The organism is Arthrobacter sp. NPDC056691, assembly GCF_042791415.1.
In the GTDB taxonomy this organism is placed as follows: Bacteria; Actinomycetota; Actinomycetes; order Actinomycetales; family Micrococcaceae; genus Arthrobacter.
On sequence record NZ_JBHTXX010000030.1, the window covers coordinates 1 to 21326 of the forward strand.

At 63.9% G+C, this 21326-nt stretch carries 14 protein-coding genes; 8 read left to right on the forward strand and 6 right to left on the reverse strand.

Translation table 11 applies throughout. From position 1 onward, the window contains the following. The coding region (locus ACFRAU_RS19860) for a hypothetical protein (RefSeq protein WP_378001175.1) at positions 1-1104 on the reverse strand (1104 nt) is incomplete at its 3' end. An 81-nt stretch (positions 1105-1185) separates the two neighbouring features. Next, positions 1186-2163, reverse strand: a complete 978-nt coding sequence (locus ACFRAU_RS19865) for a GlxA family transcriptional regulator (protein WP_378001176.1) — start codon at positions 2161-2163, stop codon at positions 1186-1188. A 187-nt stretch (positions 2164-2350) separates the two neighbouring features. On the opposite strand from ACFRAU_RS19865, the gene ACFRAU_RS19870 reads away from it, so the two are divergent. After that, positions 2351-3298, forward strand: a complete 948-nt coding sequence (locus tag ACFRAU_RS19870) for an alpha/beta fold hydrolase (RefSeq protein ID WP_378001177.1) — start codon at positions 2351-2353, stop codon at positions 3296-3298. Positions 3299-3339: 41 nt separating this feature from the next. Here ACFRAU_RS19870 and ACFRAU_RS19875 read toward each other — a convergent pair whose 3' ends face one another. Continuing rightward, positions 3340-4422: a LacI family DNA-binding transcriptional regulator gene (locus ACFRAU_RS19875; RefSeq protein ID WP_378001178.1), complete on the reverse strand. Its 1083-nt coding sequence runs from the start codon at positions 4420-4422 to the stop codon at positions 3340-3342. A gap of 277 nt (positions 4423-4699) precedes the next feature. Here ACFRAU_RS19875 and ACFRAU_RS19880 point away from each other — a divergent pair, with 277 nt between their 5' ends. From ACFRAU_RS19880 to ACFRAU_RS19910, 7 genes are all read left to right on the forward strand, one after another. After that, the gene (locus ACFRAU_RS19880) at positions 4700-5662 is read left to right on the forward strand and encodes a carbohydrate ABC transporter permease (protein ID WP_377997420.1); all 963 of its coding nucleotides are present in this window, start codon (positions 4700-4702) and stop codon (positions 5660-5662) included. Beyond that, complete coding sequence (locus tag ACFRAU_RS19885) at positions 5659-6477, forward strand: carbohydrate ABC transporter permease (protein WP_378001179.1); 819 nt, start codon at positions 5659-5661, stop codon at positions 6475-6477. The genes ACFRAU_RS19880 and ACFRAU_RS19885 overlap by 4 nt, the downstream gene beginning before the upstream one ends. A gap of 83 nt (positions 6478-6560) precedes the next feature. After that, entirely contained in the window at positions 6561-7826 is a 1266-nt protein-coding gene (locus ACFRAU_RS19890) for an extracellular solute-binding protein (protein WP_378001180.1), read from the forward strand. 106 nt (positions 7827-7932) lie between these two features. Continuing rightward, positions 7933-10290, forward strand: a complete 2358-nt coding sequence (locus tag ACFRAU_RS19895) for an alpha-L-rhamnosidase C-terminal domain-containing protein (protein WP_378001181.1) — start codon at positions 7933-7935, stop codon at positions 10288-10290. A gap of 36 nt (positions 10291-10326) precedes the next feature. Then, positions 10327-12630 carry a glycoside hydrolase family 3 N-terminal domain-containing protein gene (locus tag ACFRAU_RS19900; protein ID WP_378001182.1) on the forward strand — a complete coding sequence of 768 codons (2304 nt, stop codon included), beginning with the start codon at positions 10327-10329 and terminating at the stop codon, positions 12628-12630. Positions 12631-12956: 326 nt separating this feature from the next. Beyond that, positions 12957-16679, forward strand: a complete 3723-nt coding sequence (locus ACFRAU_RS19905; RefSeq protein ID WP_378001183.1) for a choice-of-anchor D domain-containing protein — start codon at positions 12957-12959, stop codon at positions 16677-16679. Positions 16680-17232: 553 nt separating this feature from the next. After that, positions 17233-17436, forward strand: a complete 204-nt coding sequence (locus ACFRAU_RS19910) for a hypothetical protein (RefSeq protein ID WP_378001184.1) — start codon at positions 17233-17235, stop codon at positions 17434-17436. Between the two features lie 124 nt (positions 17437-17560). Here ACFRAU_RS19910 and nrdF read toward each other — a convergent pair whose 3' ends face one another. The 3 genes from nrdF to nrdI form a co-directional block, all read right to left on the reverse strand. Beyond that, positions 17561-18535, reverse strand: coding sequence for a class 1b ribonucleoside-diphosphate reductase subunit beta (gene nrdF / locus ACFRAU_RS19915; RefSeq protein ID WP_377997546.1), 975 nt, complete (start codon positions 18533-18535; stop codon positions 17561-17563). 90 nt (positions 18536-18625) lie between these two features. Then, positions 18626-20782 carry a class 1b ribonucleoside-diphosphate reductase subunit alpha gene (gene nrdE, locus ACFRAU_RS19920; RefSeq protein WP_377997545.1) on the reverse strand — a complete coding sequence of 719 codons (2157 nt, stop codon included), beginning with the start codon at positions 20780-20782 and terminating at the stop codon, positions 18626-18628. A gap of 26 nt (positions 20783-20808) precedes the next feature. Then, a complete protein-coding gene (nrdI, locus tag ACFRAU_RS19925; protein WP_377997544.1) occupies positions 20809-21315 on the reverse strand; it encodes a class Ib ribonucleoside-diphosphate reductase assembly flavoprotein NrdI in 507 nt (168 codons plus the stop codon). Positions 21316-21326 lie beyond the last annotated feature (11 nt).

The following is a 21326-nucleotide window of genomic DNA, read 5'->3' on the forward strand; positions in this document are numbered from 1 at the left end:
CGGCCCCACAACAAACAACCAGCCCGCCGGACAGCACACCCCCCGGGCCCGCAGCCGTCTGCCCACTTGACAGAATCCGTCACATATTAGGATGGTGTCCGTCCGCGGAGGTTCTTCCGAGGCCGCCGCCAGAAGGATCGAGGCCACCGTTGCGGCAACGAGGACTTCCCAGGGCTGTTCAGGGTCGTAGCCAAGCACGGAGGCCGAGAGGAACTGTTCGACGAAGAACACCAGTTCTTCCAGCCTGTCCTGCGTGCTGCCGGCCTGGAAGACGGCGGAAGCAGGCGACGGCTCCGCCTTCGTTGGCCCGATCTCGATCAGTTCAGTGCGGGCCAGCGCCTCCCACACCTGCGACAGGAGCGGCACGTCATACATGCTGCGGACTGTCGGCACGGCCTTTTCCGAACCGCCGTTCCCGTCCTGCAGGGCTCCGGCCTGCTTGGCGCCGCCCCTGACTGTCAGCCCGAAGTAAGCCGCCGCCGCTTCGATGTCCTTCGTCCTGAGTGCCCCGGTTCCGGTCACCGGCTTTGCGTCGCCGATCCACTGAAGCAGTTCCGTGGTCCGCCGGATGAGCGGGAGCTCCGAGAAGGCCTCCAGGGCGTCGTCGTCGGAAATGACGGGCACCTCGACCAGGGCCCAGCTATCCGTCTCCCCCAGAAGTGAGTTGAGAAGCTCAACGACGTCGGCGAGCCGTTCGGCTGAACCTGACCACCGGTCAGTGTCCGCAAGAAAGTCTACGAACCCGTGCACAGCAGCGACAACAAACTCACCACGGTCGTCGTCTTCGTCTCCGGCCGTGGAGGCGAGATCGTCAGCAAGAGCTTCGGCCAGGACCACGGGATCAAGGCTTGTCAGGTCAGCAGCGGCCACGCGGTCCATGTACCGGCCCATGACGCTTTCTATGGCTGCCAGGCAATCGAGGGCGGTGGCAGCAGCGCCGGGAGCACCGTCGTCGAACCACCGGACAAATGCCGGCGCGAGCGAGTCGACGGCCCGCCCGGCGCGGAATGAGCTCAGCGAAGCGGGCGAAGAACCGCGTGCGGCTGAACTTCCCGCATGGGCGGGACCCTTGCGCTTATTCCGGTTCCTGCCGTTCTTGCTCATGCTGCCCCTGACTGATTGCGCGTTGGTACTTACGACGACGGTACTTACCATTTGCGCGGCGTGCCACCAGGCGCGCTGCATTCAGAGGCGTGCTCCTGGCCACTCGCCTTCCCGCGTCAGGCTGCGGTTGCGCCCCTGGTAGAGGCGGCGGTAGCTGGAGGGTGTGGTGTTGAGTTCGCGCATGAAGTGGAGCCGGAAGTTGGCTGCCGTTCCAAGGCCGGTCCTGGCAGCGACTGCCTGCACGGTCAGGTCGGTCGTTTCGAGCAGACGGCACGCCTCGGCCATTCGCTGGCTGGTCAGCCAGCGCAACGGTGTTGTTCCGGCCTCCGCGAGGAATTTCCGTGCGAAGCTGCTGGGCGCCCAGCCTGCGTGCCCGGCCAAGTCGACCACCGTCAGCGGCTCAGTCAGATGCTGTCTGGCCCAGGCGCAGGTGTCGGCAAAGTGGGTCAGCGGCGCAGCAACGGGCCGTTCAATGAACTGCGCCTGCCCGCCTTCGCGGTGGGGGGCTACGACCATTCGGCGGGCGATGCGGTTTGCTGCCTCGGTGCCGTGGTCTTTGCGGACCAGATGCAGGCACAGGTCGATTCCTGCCGCGACACCGGCGCTGGTGCTGACGCCGCCTTCGTCGATGTACAGCACCCCGGCGTCGACGGCGACTGCCGGGTGCAGGGTTTGCAGGTGCTGGGCGTTTCGCCAATGGGTCGTGGCGCGTTTGCCGTCCAGGAGGCCGGCGGCCGCCAACGCGAAAGCCCCTGTGCAGACGGACACCATCCGGGCTCCGTTCCCCGCCGCCGCACGGAGGGCTTCGCAGACGTTGGCCGGAGGGTCCTTCAGCGGGCTGAACCCGGGCACAACGATGGTGTCAGCCGACAGAAGGGCGTCAAGCCCCTCCACGGCGTGGATGGCAAACCCGGTTGTGGTGGGGACCAGGCCGCGTTCGGCGGCGCAGACCCCGAACGAGTACAGCTTCCGCTCGTCCTCATGGCCGAAGACCTGCGCTGGAATCGCAAGGTCAAAGGCGACCACGTCCGGCAACGCCAAGGCAACGACACGGTGCATGATGCCACTGTACCCACGCAGCCAGTGTCCGGATCCCCTGTCTGCAGGATCCTTTTCATCCTGGCAATTTTTACCACTCCCCCTCGCTGCCGCGGGTTGCCAGTCTTAACCCATGATCAACTTTCAGCCGACTCCCCTACAGGCTTCTTCCCGGCCCGCCAAGGGCAGGCATCGCCGGCTTCGCACCGTGTGCATCACCGCTGGCATCGTGGCGGGCCTCCTCCTCACCTCCACGGTCGCCAACCTCGCCATGAATCAGGCGGAGCGGGCCGCAACCGCTCCGTACGGGCAAAGGGTGCAGACAAGCCACGGCGCCCTCAACGTGGTCCACACACCAGCGAAACGCAGGACAGGAAAGTCCATTGTGCTGCTCAGCGGCCTCGGAACGCCGGCGCCAGCGCTGGACTTCGCACCGCTCATCCGGGAACTCGGGGACTACGACGTCGTCGTCGTGGAAGGATTCGGCTACGGATACAGCGACCAAACCCCGGCGGAGCGCACTGTCGAGAACATCACCTCCGAACTGCATGAGGCGCTGGCAAAAGCGCACGTGCCCGGACCCTACGTCCTCGGCGGCCATTCCATCGCCGGTTTCTACACGCTCGCCTACGCCAACCGGTACCGCGGCGACGTTTCGGCCGTTATCGGCATCGACCCCACAGTGCCCGCCGCCACGACTATCCACGCAGACCAGACAGGAGTCCCCGCCGGCGGCATCAACTGGGAAGGACTGATCGCTGCAAGCGGACTGCTCCGCTGGGCCATAACACTAGCACCCGGCCTCGTGGAGCCGGACGGCACCGCCTACACCGCCGGTGAACGGGATCAAATGCTGAAGATGGCCAACTGGAATTTCGGCAACCCCTCCGTCCTCGACGAGACCAACAGGATCGCCGACAACGCCCGCAAGGTCCAGACAATGCGTTACCCGGACGACCTTCCAGTGCTGACTTTCCTCGCCTCCGCGAAGGAGACCCCTCCGGCCCCGGGGCTGCACGAGAACCGGCTGCAAAACGTCCGCCACCACGAAACAGTGATGCTTCCCGGCGGACATTACCTGCACTGGACCCAGGCGCCCGCCATGGCCAGCAAGATCAAAGCCTTCCTGACCTCCAACGTGCCCGGAATGCATTGACGTGGCGGTTCGGGCCCACCCCTCCAATTGGGCCAAGCGGTCTATTGCCTTGGTGCGACGTCGACCGGGTATGGCGCGGGTGCTGCCGTTGTCTTTCTAGTCACCAGACTTGGTCGCACCACACTGTTCACGGCCTCGGTTCGGCCACTTATGCGCTCCAGAAGGAGGCGTCCTGCTGTGGCGCCCATGTCGAGGCCTGATTGATCCACGGTAGTGATTGAAATGGGCGCGAGAGATGTCGTGAAGATGTTGTCGAATCCAGCCACGGACACTTCATCCGGAACACGGATGCCCGCTTCCCATAGTGCTGTCAGGACGCCAAAAGCTGCGACGTCGCAGCCGGCGAACACGGCCGTGGGCTTTGTGGTCCGGGACAGGATGGCCCGTCCGGACTCTTCGCCGCCTTCTTGGCTCCACTGCGATTGAATGATGTCAATCGCGTCGCCGAGCCCGTGGCGGATCATGGCGTCGACATATCCGCGAACGCGAACTTCCTCGGGGAGCCGGGCGTCGTTGGTTCCCTCAGTTGTGTGGTTGATATACGTAATCTGCCGATGTCCAAGCGACACGAGATAGTCCACAACCAGGTTGGCGCCGCCAAAATCGTCGGCGGCGACGGAATCAAATTCCGGGCTCGCTCCGTGCCGGCCCAGCACCACGCTCGGGATGCTTTTCGCCATCATCTCAAGTTCTGCATCTGTCCCGAGCGGGGAGATCAGTACGATTCCGTCCATTCCGCGGTCGATCAGGTCTTCGACCATCCTGTCCTGGGCAGCTTTGCCGGATCCGGCGGGTGCCACCAGGAGCCGGTATTTCTGCCGTTCACACTCTCTGCGGATGCCTTCAACCAGCAGCGATGAGAATTCGTTGTGCAGGTCTGCGACCACCACAGCCACCGTGTGGGTTCGTCCACGCATCCCCCGCGCGGAAGCCAACGGCCGATAGCCGAGGGCTTTCATGGAGGCTTGAACCTTGGCCTTCATCTCGGGACTGACGCCATACGCGTTTCGAAGTACCTTTGATGCCGCCGCCGTGGATACGCCTGCATGGGCAGCAACATCCACAATTGTGGGCCGTTTGCTGACGGAGCCCTTACTCATAGCGCCCCCTTTGGCTGCCTTCATCTGGACTACTCCTTCATACCGCATCTGCGGCCGAGGCCTCTTGGCAGATCAGCATGTTGTGATCTACGCTATAGAAAGTGTATAACGTACTACACGGATTCAGGGCCTTTCTGCCGAGTTTTCCGTAGAACGTATTACTAAGAATTATAGAACTGGACACCCCACAAGCGCGTCGAGTCGAAGGCTGGCTCGAGCAATTGCTCTGAAACGATTCAGACCCATGGGGTTTCACCTCCGCAGACGCGGAGACGTCCTCGACGAAGAGAATGGAAATGCGATGACGCAACGTGAACTCGCAGAACCCCGCGCAGGGGTGTCTGGACGTTCCACGACACCAAGGCCCGGGCCGGCCCGGACCCGCAGACGCAAGGTGGGCGCCGGCACCAGAGCACCGTGGTGGTTCCTTGTGCCTGCACTGGCACTCTTCACGCTGATTGTTGTGATCCCAAGCTGGCGCGGAGCGTTTTACTCCCTCACGGACTGGGACGGGCTGTCGCCGCGCTTCGACTTCGTCGGGTTGGACAACTTCTTCCGCGTGTTCAGGGACTCTGCCGCTGGCGCGTCCATCCTGAATACCGCTCTCTATGCCGTCGGAGTCACGGTGGTTCAGAACTTCATCGGACTGCTTCTGGCCTTGGGCGTGAACTCAGCTATCCGTTCCCGCAACTGGCTCCGCGTCCTGTTCTTCGCCCCGGCCGTGGTGACGCCTCTGGTCGTCGCGAACCTGTGGCAGTACATCCTTGCACCTCAGGGGGCGCTCAACATCGCCCTTCGTGCCATCGGCCTGGATTTCCTGGCCCAGGACTGGCTCGGAAACGCCCACTTGGCTTTGCCCGCGATTATCTCCGTGGTGGTGTGGCAGTTCGCCGGTTACTCCATGGTGATCTTCCTGGCGGGCCTGCAGAGCATTCCGGAGGACATCTATGAGGCAGCCGGCCTCGACGGGGCCGGCTCGTTCAAGACCTTCTGGAACATCACCCGGCCGCTGTTGGCACCGTCCATGACCATCAACCTGATGCTCTCGCTCATCGGCGGCCTGAAGCTCTTCGACCAGGTGCTGATCATGACCCAGGGCGGGCCGGGAAGCGCCACGGAAAGCCTGAGCACCATCGCTTACAAGGACGCCTTCCAGTTCCAGCTGTTCGGCTACAGCACCGCCCTGACCCTCGTGCTGACCGCGTTCGTCGCGATCGCCTCCATCATCCAGTTCACCCTGCTCCGCCGAGGAGAAAACAAATGAAGCGCTACACCCTGAAGACGGGCGTCCTCGAGGCCGTCATGGTCCTCGTCGGGCTGCTGTTCGCAGCCCCCGTCTATGTACTGCTGAACACCGCCCTCAAAGCAGGGGGCGTCACGACGTCCCTGGCGCCCGTGGAGACCCCGTCCTTCGACAACTTCGTCACCGCGTGGGTGAGTGGTGGCCTGGGCCCGGCGATGGTCAACAACATCATCATCACCGTGGTGTCCGTGTTCCTGATCGTCGTGATCAGCGCCTCCGCGGCCTACCCGCTGGCCCGCATCACCCGGTCCTGGTCCAAGCTGACCTTCGCGTTCTTCCTCGGCGGGCTGCTGATCCCCAGCCTGCTGGCGCTGATCCCGCTCTACACCACCTTCCGCGACCTCCACCTGATCGGATCGATCTGGGGCCTGGTCATCATCTACGTCGGTGCCCAGATGCCTTTCTCGATCTTCCTCTACGTACAGTTCCTGCGGTCCCTGCCCCTGGACTATGAAGAGGCCGCCACGCTCGATGGCGGAAGCCCGCTCCGGATCTTCTGGCAGGTCGTCTTCCCGCTGATGCGGCCCATCACCGGCACCGTCGTCATCCTGAACACCATCCACGTCTGGAACGACTTCTTCACCCCGCTGCTCTACCTCTCGGGCAGCGGAACCAACACGATCCCGATCGCGATCTACTCCTTCACCGGGCAGTACGTGAACCAGTGGGGCACGATTTTCGCGGCCCTCATCATCGGCATCATCCCCCTCCTGATCTTCTACTTCCTCCTGCAGCGAAGCATCATCAAGGGCTTCGCCGGAGGCCTGAAGGGTTGAGCGCACTACGAACGCAACGTCACCGCCCAACCAGCACCACCGACCCCTCAAATCCCCAAACCCATGCACTTCAAGGGAGAACCATGCGTCACAAGAAAGTCCTCACCGCCATCGGCGCGATAGCCGCCGTCGGCATCGCCCTCACAGGGTGTTCCTCGAACGCCCCGGCAGCCAGCTCGAACGGCACCGTCACGGTGGCCCGGCTCTCCGGCTCCGATGAGAAGTGGAAGGCCATCGCCGACAAGTTCCACGAGCTCAACCCGGGCCAGACGGTCGAATACACGATCATCCCCACGGACAGCTACAACCAGCAGATGGGCACCCGCCTCTCGGCGGGAACCGCCACGGACGTCCTGAACGTCTTCCCCGGCAGCGGAAACGCCACCGCCGTGCGTACCCTGGCCAAGAACGGCTACCTCGCCGACCTCTCCGGTGAAAGCTGGGCCTCCTCCCAGCCCGAGTCCACCACATCCCCGACCAGCTACGAGGGCAAGCGGTACATGTTCACGGACGTGGCCACCGCCAACACCCTGGGCGGTGTCTACAACTCCAAAGCACTTCAGGACGCAGGCCTGAAGATCCCCACCACCTACCCGGAAGTCCTCACTTTCTGCGCCGACGCGCAAAAGGCTGGCAAGGTCGCCTACGCCCTGGGCGCCCAGACCCAGTGGGTTACCCAGCTGGTCACCTACGCCCTGGTCCCCACCGACATGTACTCCAAAACCCCGGACTTCAACCAGAAGCAGCTGAACAAGGAAGTCACCTTCCAGGACAGCGGCTGGAAGGACGCGATGACCAAGTACAAGGAGATGTTCGACAAGGGCTGCTTCAACAAGGACGCCCTGGGGACCTCCGTGGACAACCAGACAGCCATGGTCGCAGACGGCCGCGCCCTCGGCGCCATCCAGCTCTCCACCATGGCCAACTCCATGACCAAGGCCAACCCTGCGCTGAAAGTCACGCTGGCCCCGCTGCCGGCGACGGACAACGCCTCCGACACCCGGCTTGGCTTCGGACTCGGCGTGGGCTGGGGCGTCAACGCCAAGGCCAAGAACGCAGACGGTGCCAAGAAGTTCGTTGCCTTCCTGGCCAGCAAGGACGGCAGCGCCATGAACGCCGACAAGTTCGGTGTCGCACCCACCGGCGTGGTTGAAGCCAACGACATCAACAAGCTCGAAGTGCCGTTCGTCAAGGACAACAAGACGGTTCCGTTCCCGGACGTTGACTGGCCCTCACCGCAGGTGCAGAACCTGCACCTGACCGGTATCCAGGAAATGCTCGGCGGCACCAAGTCCCCGGCAGATGTCCTGACCGCGATGCAGGAAGCCTTTACCGGCGCACTGAAGTAGGACCAGGTCAGGGGCGGTCATCATCCATGGCCGCCCCTCTCCACGCCCTGGTGCAGGCTAAACGCCACCCCCCACGACACGTCGATAAGAAATGAAAAGCTTCCCAGTGGTTCAAACAGAGAAAGTCGTCACGAAGCAGGATCTTGGCGGTCCATGGTTCGAACTGCCAGCAGACACCCACGCGGCTTCCCCCGACAGCGTCGCCTCAACCATGCGGTTCCGTGCACGGGTCACCATCGAATTCCCCGCCCCCGCCCCGGTCTGGGTTCACATCAGCGCGGATTCACGCTACAAGCTTCACGTCAATGGCGCGTTTGTTGCCGCCGGTCCCGCCAAACCCTCCGGCCGAACCTGGTTCGCCGACACCGTCGACGTCGCAGCTCTCCTGGTCCCTGGCGAGAACATCATCGGGATCGACGTGCTGACCTACACAACAACGTCCCTCGGAAACGCATCCGTCCAACGCACCGGCAGGCCCGGCCTGCTGGTCAGGGGAACCGTCGGCGAAACCGACCTCTCCGCGCCGGCGGCCTGGAGATGCTGTGTGGTCAAGGGCCGCCAGTTCCATCAGGGCCGCAATACCCTTTTCCTCGGCATCCAGGAAACCATGGACGGGGCAGCCAGCGAGCACGACTGGCTCACCAGCAGCTTCGATGACGCTGCCTGGCAGGTCCCCTCGCTGGATAACCAAGAGCCCTTCAGGGCAACCCCCAGGCCACCCCTCGCACCCAGGCCCATCCCCCAACTGACCCTTGCCCCCATGCCACTCATCGGCGTCCCCAAGACAACGGACCCGGGAATTGACTGGTCCCGGCTCCTCGGCGGCGGGACCATCGACATCCCGCCCCGCTCAGACATCAGCGTTGATCTCGATGCAGGCTTCCTGATGACCGCGTTCCTGGCCGTCGCCATCGAAGCTGGAAAAGGAGCCCGTCTGCAATTAACGGCCGCCGAATGCTACGAACAACCCCCAACCGACCTACCCTGGCTCCGGCGCAAAGCGGACCGCACCGACCACGTCACCGGCGACCTCTACGGGGACCCGGATCAGTACCACGCCTCGGGGACCGGCACCCCGGAGGTCGCCGAAGTCTTCTCGCCCTTCTGGTTCAGGACCTTCCGGTACGTGCGGCTCCGCATCACTACGGCGGACTCCCCGCTCCGGCTGCAGTCCGTGGAACTCACCCTCACGCATTACCCTCTGGACATCACCGGCACGTTCTCATCGTCCTCAGACGTGCACCGCCAGCTATGGGACGTCAGCGTGCGAACCCTGCTGAACTGCATGCATGAAACGTTCGAGGACTGCCCTTTCTATGAACAGCTGCAGTACGCCATGGACACCCGGTCACAGGCCCTGTTCTCGCTGCACCTGTCGGCTGATGACCGCCTCATCAGGCGCGCCATCGAGGACTTCGCCGCCTCAGGTAACCCGACAGGGCTGACCGAGAGCCGGTCCCCGAGCGTGGAACCGCAGTTCATCCCCGGCTTCTCGCTCTACTGGATCAGAATGATCGCAGAGCACGTCGACTACGTCGGCGACCGCTCGTTCGCCGAGCGGTTCATCGGCAGAATCGACGCGGTCCTGGGCTACTTTGCCGACCGGCTCGCCCCGGACGGCTTCGTTATTTCCGCAGAAGGCGACGGGATCCTGTGGAACTTCGTTGACTGGACCGAAGCCTGGCGGGCCAGCCGCGGTGTCCCCGAGCTGGGACCCCGCCGGGCCAACACCATAGCCACGTTCATGTATGTGTCGGCTTTACGGGCCGCTGCCTCCATCGCCGATTTCTGCGGCCGCGACGGACTGGCCCAGGAATACACCTCCCGCGCCGATGCCCTCACCGAAACCGTAAGGAGAGGCGCGGCCTGGGACGGAGACTCCGGTTTCTACAGGGACAGCGACCGTGGGACTCCTCAGAGCGTCCACGCCCAGATGTGGGCCGTACTTTCCGGTGTCGTCCAAGGCGGCGCGGCCACCGATCTTCTCCGACGCGCTGTAGCCGACAGGCAACTCGCTCCCTGTTCCTATGCCACGGCGCTCGATCTCTTCGATGCCCTCCGGAACGCCCACGCCCACGAAACCATCGACTGGACTCCCTGGGAGGACATGCTGGCGCAGAACCTCACCACTTGGGCAGAGGACACGGTCAGTCTGCGCAGCGACTGCCACGCCTGGGGCAGCGTCCCGCTCCAGCATTTCCCCCGCTACATCCTCGGCGTATCACCGGCAGCGCCCGGCTTCACCAGCGTCGCCATCGACCCGGCTCCGAGCGAGCTGGACTGGGCAGAAGGCAGTGTTCCCACGCCCCATGGGCCTGTCGGTGTGGCCTGGAAACGCACGCCCTCCGGCAAGAACGTCACGGTATGGGTGCCGGCTGGGCTCGGCGTGAAGCTTCCGGCCGCTGCTTCAGCAATCTCCGAGCACGTCACCGACGACCGACGCACCCTGACTTTCACCCTCTGACGCACCGCAGCGCAGCAACCAAGAAATGAGACTCCCGTGAACACTCCGCAGAGCGGCCTGCACACCGCCCCCTACACCAACCCCGCAGTCCCGATCCCGGAACGGGTAGAGGACCTGCTTGGCAGGATGACCCTGGAGGAAAAGGTGGGTCAAATGCTGCAGCTCGACGCCCGCGGCAACCTTGAAAACCTGGTGCTCGGAAAACTGGCCGGATCGCTCCTTCACGCCTCCCCGGAACGCATCATTGAGGCACGCAAACTCGTGCTGACCACCCGTTTGCAGATCCCCCTGCTGATGGCCGACGACTGCATTCACGGGCACTCCTTCTGGCCCGGCGCCACCATCTTCCCGACGCAACTGGGCATGGCAAGCACCTGGGACCCTGCCCTGGTGGAAAAGGGAGCCCGCGCCACCGCCGTCGAAGTCGCTTCCACGGGGCTGCACTGGACCTTCTCCCCTGTACTCTGCATCAGCCGGGACCTGCGCTGGGGCCGGGTCAACGAGACCTTCGGTGAAGACCCTCACCTGATCGGTGCCCTGGGCAAAGCCATGATCCGGGGCTACCAAGGAAACGGGCTCACAGACACCACTGCCATCCTCGCCACCGCGAAGCACTTCGCCGGCTACTCCGAAACCCAAGGCGGGCGGGACGCCAGCGAAGCCGACATCAGCCGCCGGAAACTGCGGTCGTGGTTCCTGCCGCCGTTCCAGGATGCAGTGGAAGCGGGATGCCGCACCTTCATGCTCGGCTACCAGGCCATCGACGGTATCCCGGTGACGGCCAACAAGTGGCTCCTCAACGACGTTCTTAAGCGGGAATGGGGCTTCACCGGCACCCTGGTCACCGACTGGGACAACGTTGGCCGAATGGTGTGGGAACAGAAGGTCTGCGAGGACGACGTCCAGGCCGCGACCGTCGCGGTGGAGGCCGGCAACGACCTCGTCATGACGACCCCGCAGTTCTTCGAAGGAGCGCAGGAGGCCGTAAACCGCGGTGATCTCGACGAGCGACTGATCGACGACGCCGTTCGCCGCCTCCTCACACTGAAATTCGAACTTGGCCTGTTCGAGAACCCCCGGATCCCGGACGCAGCCCACCAGGCCAAGGTCATCGGCTCCGCAGACCACGCCGCAGTCAACCTGGAAATGGCCCGACGCTCGCTCGTCCTGCTGACCAACGACGGCACGCTGCCCCTCGACGGCGGCTTGGCTCCATCCGGCACGGACAGAGCCGCCGCGTCCGGCAGGCCCAGGACAGTTGCCGTCATCGGCCCCAACGCCGATGACCCCCACGCCCAGCTGGGCGACTGGGCCGGGGCGTCAGGGCAGATCAACTGGCTGCCCGAAGGGCATCCACGGCACTTGACCTCAACAGTCCTTGACGGGTTCCGCGCCATGGTGCCGGAGGACTGGACGGTCACCCACGCAAGAGGGGCCGACGTCGGGCGGCTTGTGCCGGACCCGGCGGGTCCCACGTACGCCGACGGCCAGCCTCGGCCACCGATGTTTTTGGCGGCAGGGACCGATGAGGCCATGCTCGCGGAAGCGGTCAAGGCGGCCCGGAACGCCGACTACGTCGTCGCTGTCATCGGAGACACGGTAGCGCTTGCCGGCGAGACCAAATCGACGGCGACCCTGGAACTCCAAGGCGGCCAAATAGAGATGGTGGACCGCCTCGTCAAAACCGGCGTACCCGTCGTGGTCGTTCTGGTGCAATCAAAACCCTCGGTCCTGCCCCAGTCCGTCCTCGACGCAGCAGCCATTATCGAAGCCTTCAACCCCGGCATGAAGGGAGGCCAAGCAGTAGCGGAACTGGTCCTCGGGCTGATCGAACCGACTGGCCGGCTGCCCATCTCCTTCGCACGCCACGCCGGGCAACTTCCGATCTACTACAACCAGATCCGCGGCCAGCACGGGGACCGCTACGCCGACCTTTCCCAGGACCCGCTGTTCGCGTTCGGTGAAGGCCTCAGCTACACCACCGTCGAATACTCCGGCCTTCGCATCACCAACGAATCCGTTGCCGCCGGCGACACGGTGCAAGCCTTTGTCACACTCACCAACAGCGGAAGCCGGCCTGCCCTGGAAACCGTCCAGGTCTACATCACGGACATCGTCACCAGCGTGACCTGGGCAGAACGCGAGCTGAAATCATTCACCCAGGTCCGCATCGAACCCGGACAGTCCATCGACGTCGAGCTGTCCCTCCCGGCATCCTCATGCTCGCTCGTGGACCAAAACGGCCACCGAATCGTCGAACCGGGTGCCTTCGAACTCCTCGTCGGCAAGCACTCCCGCGACCCAAAGACGCTCTCAGCCCAATTCCGAATCACCCGCTAACGACCTCATGGCCCTCGAACGGCCGGTTGAAGCCAGCGGAGCTTGACCAGGACGCGGCGCCTTCGTGCTCCGCCGCGCCTTTGTAGCCTACGGCGGCGGACCAACCCCTCATTTGGGGGTGGGAATCAGGTTCTTGCGGGCCGCCTCCGACTTTTTCCTAGGGCTCAACTCCGACAGTGGGATGGTCCTGCAGCTGAAGGGTTTGGGAGGCCCCGCTCAGGACAACCGGGCCCGATGCAGTCCCCAGCTGCACTGGACACGGCGCCTAGTTCAACCACGGTCTGAAGCAGGTCTCAAACATGCGCGATCAACAAGGAACTGGGGCGTTGACTCGCGCCTCGGCGGCAAGGCTGTTCACCCGGCGTTCCATGCGGCTGCGACGCCGCAGCACGTGGAGTGCAATTCTGTCGGCAGTACTTGCATCGGCCGGGCTGTCCTTGGGCGGAATCGCTGCGGCGGACGTCGGAACGATTGGCCGCGATACGCTGCGGACCGGGTGGGACAGCACTGAGAACACGCTCTCACCGTCGTCCGTGTCGTCGTCGAACTTCGGCAAACTGTTTTCGACGGCGGTGGACGGGCAGGTTTACGCCCAGCCACTCGTGGTCGGCGGCACCGTGATTGCCGCGACGGAAAACAACGCGGTTTACGGCCTGGACAGCCTCACGGGGGAAACGAAGTGGCAGCGTTCCCTCGGGCCGGCCTGGCCGGCGTCGACCGTGAGCTGCGGTGACCTCACGCCCAACATCGGAATCACCTCCACGCCGGTCTTCGACCCCGCAACAAACAGCGTCTTTCTGCTGGCCAAGACGAACGACGGAGCCACCCCGCAGCTCCCGCACTGGTACATGCACTCCCTCGAACAGGCGACGGGGGCGGAGCGTCCGGGGTTCCCCGTCCTCATCAGCGGTGCCCCCACCAACGATCCGACCCGTCCCTTCAACGCCATGACGGCCATGCAGCGGCCCGGGCTGCTGCTCATGGACGGGGTGGTGTACGCGGGCTTCGCCAGCCACTGCGACTACACGCCCTTCGTCGGCTACGTCGTCGGGGTATCCACCAGCGGACGGCAGACGACGATGTGGGCCACGGAGTCGGGCAACGCCAACGCGGAGGGTGGGATCTGGCAGTCCGGCGGAGGACTGGTTTCCGACGGTCCCGGACAGATCCTGTTCGCCACCGGCAACGGCATCTCCCCGAAGGCCGGCCCGGGCCATCTCCCTCCCGGCACCCTGGCCGAATCGGTGGTCAGGGTCCAGGTTGGAAGTGACGGCAACCTGAGCCCCACCGACTTCTTCAGCCCCGCCAACAACCTCAAGCTGGACCAGAACGACACCGACCTGGGTTCCGGGGCCCCAGTTGCCATTCCTGACGGATATGGCACCGCAGAGCACCCGCACCTGCTGGTCCAGGTCGGCAAGGACGGCAACGTCTACCTGCTGGACCGGGACAATTTGGGTGGCATGGGGCAGGGACCCGGCGGAACCGATGCAGTCCTCGACACCGCCGGGCCGTACAACGGGGTGTGGGGCCGGCCCGCGTTTCTCGGGACGAGTGATGGCGGGTATCTCTACACCGTCGAGAACAGAGGGTATCTGCGCGCATTCAAGCTTGTGCCGAGCAGCACGGGCGGGATCAGGCTCGCCTCCGTCGGAACGTCGGCGGGCACCTTCGGGTACACATCCGGCGCGCCGACGGTGACCTCGTCCGGCACCGACGGGTCTTCCGCCCTCGTCTGGGCGGTTTACTCCACCGGAGGAACCGGGGTCAGTGCGGAGCTGCGGGCCTACCGCGCCTTGCCGGACAGCACCGGGTCCCTCCAACAGGTGTTCAGCGCCCCGATAGGTACAGCAGCCAAGTTCTCCTCCGTGGCCACTGACAACGGCCGGGTGTACGTCAGCACCCGCGACGGCCACGTCCATGGCTTCGGCGCCCCGACAACTGCAGCCGTGGGCGCCGCGGACACCGATCTGGGCACGGCCGAAGTGGGCGCCACCCAAACCGGCAGCGTCACGATCACCGCCACCAGGGACGTGACGGTCAACTCCGTCACAACCGGTGCACCGTTCACGATCGGAACTCCGACCAGCCTGCCCGGGGCTCTGCCGAGTGGCGGCAGCCTCACTGTCCCCGTGTCCTTCTCGCCCACAGCTCCCGGGCAGGCGGACGGGATGCTGACCGTCACGACGGACGACGGCGAGACCGTCCTCCTCGGCATCCACGCCGTCGGCACAAGGGACGGCCTCGGCGCCACCCCGGCCGCGCTTCAGTTCACCGACGTGCCGACCCTGTCGAGCAACCGGCAGACGGTCAACATCGTCAACACCGGCGCAACCGTCGTCGGGATCACCGGCGTCACCCTGCCGGCCAATGCGGAACTCAGCGTCGACGCCACAACGCTGCCGGTGGTGGGCCAGCAGATCCAGCCGTTCGCTTCGGTCCCCGTGTCTGTGACTTTCAGTCCCACGACGGCGGACCCGGTGACCAACTCCCTGGTTGTCGCCAGCGACCGCGGATCCGTGACCGTGCCGCTGACCGCAACCGCGGTTTCCGGCGCGGCACACCTGGAAATGCCGCCCTTGCTGGACTTCGGGGACGTCCCGGTCGGAACATCCGCCACGGCTGACTTCACCATCCTCAACACCGGCAACATCCCTATGACGATCACGAAGGCCAAGGCGCCTCAGGGTGCCTTCACCACGACCGCCCCCATCTCCGAGGGCATCTCCATCCCGCCTGGTGAGTCCGCCTTCCAGAGCGTGACCTTCACGCCAACGGCGCTCGGGCAGGCCGGCACACAGGACACCTTCTACCTGATCACCGCGGATGACGGCCAAGGCGAGCTGAAGGTTATGCTCACCGGCAACGGCACCGACGACCCAATCGCTGTCAAGGCACAACAGATCGGCGCCGGCCGCCCCTCGTCATCCCTCGGGCGGGCCCTCACCGGACAGTACGCCGTTGCCGACGGAAAGTGCCAGGACTTCGTCACGGGGGTGATCTGCTGGTCGCCAGCCACAGGAGCACACGAGGTCCATGCGGCGATCTATACCAGCTACAAGGCCGCGGGCGGCGCCGCCGGCATGCTTGGATTCCCGACCACCGACGTGAAGGTCACGTCGGATGCGGTGGGGCGGTACAGTCACTTCTCCGGTTCGGCCGGGGCCTCGATCTACTGGTCACCCAAAACAGGCGCCCATGAGATCCACGGTGCGGTCCGGACCAAATGGGCGTCCCTGGGCTGGGAGAAAGGACCCCTCGGCTACCCCACCACCGACGTGATGACCGCGTCGGACGGCATGGGCCAGTACACCCACTTCTCCGGTTCCGGCGGAGCCTCGATCTACTGGTCACCCAAGACAGGCGCCCATGACATCCGCGGTGCGATCCGCACCAAATGGGCGTCCCTGGGCTCGGAAAAGGGCCCGCTCGGCTACCCAACCACCGATGAGAACATCACGCCGGATCGGGTGGGCCGCTACACCCACTTCTCCGGTTCGGGCGGGGCCTCGATCTACTGGTCACCCAAGACAGGCGCCCATGAGATCCACGGTTCGGTCCGAACCAAATGGGCGTCCCTGGGCTGGGAGAAAGGACCCCTCGGCTACCCCACCACCGACGTGATGACCGCGTCCGACGGCGTGGGCCAGTACACCCACTTCTCCGGTTCCGGCGGAGCCTCGATCTACTGGTCACCCAAGACAGGCGCCCATGACATCCGCGGTGCGATCCGGACCAAATGGACGTCCCTGGGCTCGGAAAAAGGCCCGCTCGGCTACCCAACCACCGACGAGAACATCACGCCGGATCGGGTGGGCCGCTACACCCACTTCTCCGGTTCGGGCGGAGCCTCGATCTACTGGTCACCCAAAACAGGCGCCCATAACATCCGCGGTGCGATCCGCACCAAATGGGCGTCCCTGGGCTGGGAGAAAGGCCGACTCGGCTATCCCGTCACCGACGAGTACTCTGTTCCCGGCGGTCGCGAATCGGATTTCCGCGGCGGTCGGCTGGTCTGGACGGCACGGACAGGAATAGTCCGCGGATAGAAATTGCGGTCCCGTCGGCATGAATGGCCCAAGATGAGAGGCGATGGCCCGGACGTCAGCTGGAGTTCTTGGCGCCCTGCCTGCTCACGGCCAGGAATGTGGCGGCCCCGAGAGCAAAGGAAGTGGCGAGAACAGCCGGCAACGGGATGTTTCCGTTTACCCACGCGGCTAGAAGCGAGATCGCCGCTACCGAAAGGCCAGCGACGACGGCGAAGGTCCTGCCCAAAATTCTTTTCCCCATGCGTGGGAGCATAGCGGCATTCGGCGCTGCGGCAGCGTTTCTTTCACTCAGCCTCCAGGATCGATCTGTGGCTCCGTCGCTAGCCCGCCGAAAAGAGTCCAGCGCGTGTACACAGGCACAACCAAGAACGGGTTCACCAGGAAACGTCCCCGGCGTCCAGCCGGAAGTAGCTGATGTGTCGGCTCCGCCGCGTCCCCAGCGTCATAGCGACAGCCTATCGTCGCTGATGCCGCTAGTTATCTTTGAGGACGACACCGAGCCGCCGTCGAAGGTCGTTGAACCCAGCAGGCGCCCGGCAGCCGCCCGGCCTGCGTGGGCACCGACGGTGCCCAGATCCTCCTCACCCAAGATCCAGGAACAGGTGCCGAGGCAATCTCACTCTCCTTCGACTGCTCGAAGATCCTGTCGCAGGTCGTCGAACTGCAGGCCGGATACGTCGGTGTCCACCTGATGCGGAGTGACCCAACGGGTTCCTGGACAGGCGCCGTCGCCGGAATAAAGATCACGGCCGGATGAAGCCTTAGAACAGATTCCAGGCGAGATCTATCAGCTCGGGGAACGCCGTCTCCACCGTTGGTGACTTCTTGCGTCCCTTAGCTGGACGACGTCGAACTAAGGGACGCAAGAGGAGGAGGAAGAACTAGAAGTCCCAGTCCTCATCCTCAGTATTGACAGCCTTGCCAATCACGTAGGAGGACCCTGAGCCCGAGAAGAAGTCGTGGTTCTCGTCGGCGTTCGGCGACAGGGCCGAAAGAATGGCCGGGTTCACGTCCGTGACGGAGGCGGGGAACATGGCTTCGTAGCCCAGGTTCATCAGCGCCTTGTTGGCGTTGTAGTGCAGGAACTTCTTGACGTCCTCGGCCAGGCCGACGCCGTCGTAGAGGTCGTGCGTGTACTGGACTTCGTTCTCGTACAGCTCGAAGAGCAGTTCGAAGGTGTAGTCCTTGATCTCCTGCCGGCGCGCTTCGGAAACGGTCTCCAGTCCGCGCTGGAACTTGTAACCAATGTAGTAGCCGTGCACGGCCTCGTCGCGGATGATGAGGCGGATCAGGTCAGCCGTGTTCGTCAGCTTGGCGCGCGAGGACCAGTACATGGGCAGGTAGAAGCCGGAGTAGAACAGGAAGCTCTCGAGCAGGGTGGAGGCCACCTTGCGCTTCAGGGGGTCGTCGCCCTGGTAGTAGTCCATGACGATCTGGGCCTTCTTCTGAAGGTTCTCGTTCTCGGTGGACCAGCGGAACGCCTCGTCGATCTCCTTGGTGGAGGCCAGCGTGGAGAAGATGGAGGAGTAGCTCTTGGCGTGCACGGACTCCATGAAGGCGATGTTCGTGTACACGGCCTCTTCATGCGGGGTGATTGCGTCCGGGATCAGCGAGACGGCCCCGACGGTGCCCTGGATGGTGTCCAGCAGGGTCAGTCCGGTGAACACGCGCATGGTCAGCTGCTGCTCCGCCGGGGTGAGCGTGTGCCACGACTGGACGTCGTTGGACAGCGGCACCTTCTCCGGCAGCCAGAAGTTGTTGACGAGGCGGTTCCAGACCTCCACGTCCTTGTCGTCCTGGATGCGGTTCCAGTTGATGGCCTCGACGTGGCTCAGCAGCTTGACCTTTTCGGTCATGTCATCCCCTAAGAAGTTGGGTGGGTTCTTACTTAAAGCGTACGACGGCGGGCGGGCACCCGCCGTCGTACGGTCACGATTTGGTTGAAGCTACAGGGCGCAGCTGACGCAGCCCTCTACCTCGGTCCCTTCCAGCGCGAGCTGGCGGAGGCGGATGTAGTAGAGCGTCTTGATGCCCTTGCGCCAGGCGTAGATCTGGGCCTTGTTGATGTCGCGGGTGGTGGCGGTGTCCTTGAAGAACAGCGTCAGCGACAGGCCCTGGTCCACATGCTGGGTGGCTGCGGCGTACGTGTCGATGATCTTCTCGTAGCCGATCTCGTACGCGTCCTGGTAGTAGTCCAGGTTGTCGTTGGTCAGGTACGGCGCCGGGTAGTAGACGCGGCCGATCTTGCCTTCCTTGCGGATTTCAATCTTGGCCGCCACCGGGTGGATCGAGGACGTGGAGTTGTTGATGTAGCTGATCGAACCCGTCGGCGGCACGGCCTGCAGGTTCTGGTTGTAGATACCGTGCTCCACGACGGAGGCCTTTAGCTCGCGCCAGTCATCCTGCGTGGGGATGTGGGTGCCGGCGAACAGCTCGCGGACGCGCTCCGTCTCCGGGGCCCACTCCTGCTCCGTGTACTTGTCGAAGAATTCGCCGCTGGCGTACGTGGACTTTTCGAAGCCGCCGAACGTCTGGCCGGTTTCGATGGCCAGCAGGTTCGACGCGCGGATGGCGTGGAACACCACGGTGTAGAAGTAGATGTTGGTGAAGTCCAGGCCCTCGTCGGAGCCGTAGTGCACCCGCTCGCGCGCCAGGTAGCCGTGCAGGTTCATCTGGCCAAGACCGATGGCGTGTGACTGCGCGTTGCCCTCGGCGACAGACGGCACGGAGTTGATGTAGGACATGTCCGACACCGCGCTGAGTGCACGGATGGCCGTCTCGATCGAAGCACCGAAGTCCGGGGAATCCATGGTCTTGGCGATGTTCATCGAACCGAGGTTGCAGGAGATGTCCTTGCCAACGGTCTCGTACGTGAGGTCCTCGTTGTACAGGGACGGCGTGGAGACCTGCAGAATTTCCGAGCAGAGGTTGCTCATGGTGATCTTGCCGTCGATCGGATTTGCCCGGTTCACGGTGTCCTCGAACATGATGTACGGGTAGCCGGACTCGAACTGGATTTCCGCGAGGGTCTGGAAGAACTCCCGGGCACTGATCTTGGTCTTCTTGATCCGGGAATCGTCAACCATCTCGTAGTACTTCTCGGAGACCGAGACGTCCGAGAACGGTACGCCGTAGACGCGTTCGACGTCGTACGGCGAGAACAGGTACATGTCCTCGTTCTTCTTGGCCAGCTCGAACGTGATGTCCGGGATCACGACGCCGAGGGAGAGGGTCTTGATGCGGATCTTCTCGTCGGCGTTCTCGCGCTTAGTGTCCAGGAAGCGGTGGATGTCCGGGTGGTGGGCATGCAGGTACACGGCACCGGCGCCCTGGCGGGCGCCCAGCTGGTTGGCGTAGGAGAAGCTGTCTTCGAGGAGCTTCATGACCGGAATGACGCCGGAGGACTGGTTTTCGATCTGCTTGATCGGCGCGCCGTGTTCGCGGATGTTGGTCAGCGAGAGGGCAACGCCGCCGCCGCGCTTGGAGAGCTGCAGCGCGGAGTTGATGCCGCGGGCGATCGACTCCATGTTGTCTTCGATGCGGAGGAGGAAGCAGGAGACGAGCTCGCCGCGCTGGGCCTTCCCGGCGTTAAGGAACGTGGGCGTTGCCGGCTGGAAGCGGCCGTCAATGATCTCATCCACAAGGCGGCTGGCGAGCTGCTCGTCGCCGCGGGCCAGGTGCAGGGCGACCATGCACACGCGGTCCTCGTAGCGCTCCAGGAAACGCTTGCCGTCGAACGTCTTCAGCGTGTAGGACGTGTAGAACTTGAAGGCGCCCAGGAACGTCTCGAAGCGGAACTTCTTCTTGTAGGCACGGTTGAACAGGTCACGGATGAAGTTCATCGTGTACTGGTCGAGGGTTTCCCGCTCGTAGTACTGGTTCTTCACCAGGTAGTCGAGCTTCTCCTCGAGGTCGTGGAAGAAGACCGTGTTGTTGTTCACGTGCTGCAGGAAGTACTGGTGGGCAGCCTCGCGGTCAGCCTCGAACTGGATTTCGCCGTTCGGACCGTACAGGTTCAGCATCGCGTTCAGCTCGTGGTAGCCCAGACCTTTGTAGGCGGCGGGGAGCGCCGGCTTCTCCTGCTTTTCAACAGCCGTGTCCATGGACGCGTCCTTTCCTTCGGGCCTGGTTACTTCTGTGTCTGCGACAGTCGTGTCCAAAACTCTTCCAATCCTTCTTGTACACGGGAGACGTCTTCCGGCGTACCCATGAGTTCGAACCTGTATAGGTGGGGAACATTGCACTTGGCGGCGATGATGTCGCCCGCCATGCAGTAGTTGTCCCCAAAATTCGTGTTTCCGGCCCCGATGACGCCGCGGAGCAGCCGCCTGTTATCCGGGTTGTTCAGGAATCTGATGACCTGCTTCGGCACTGAACCCTCGCCGCCCGTCCCGCCGTAGGTGGGGACTACGAGCACGAACGGTTCGCAGGCAACGAGGGGTTGGTCCTTCGCATGCAGGGGGATCCTGGCGGCATCCGCACCAAGCTTCCCAATGAAGCGGCTGGTGTTCTCGGAGGCCGAGGAAAAGTAGATGAGGCGGCTGTGGGTCTGGTTCACGGGCGGTGTCTGACTGACGGGCGTCGTGTCCGCAGCACGGGCTGCGGCCGGCGCTTCGGCAAAGGCCGGCGCGGCCATGCGAGTCACCT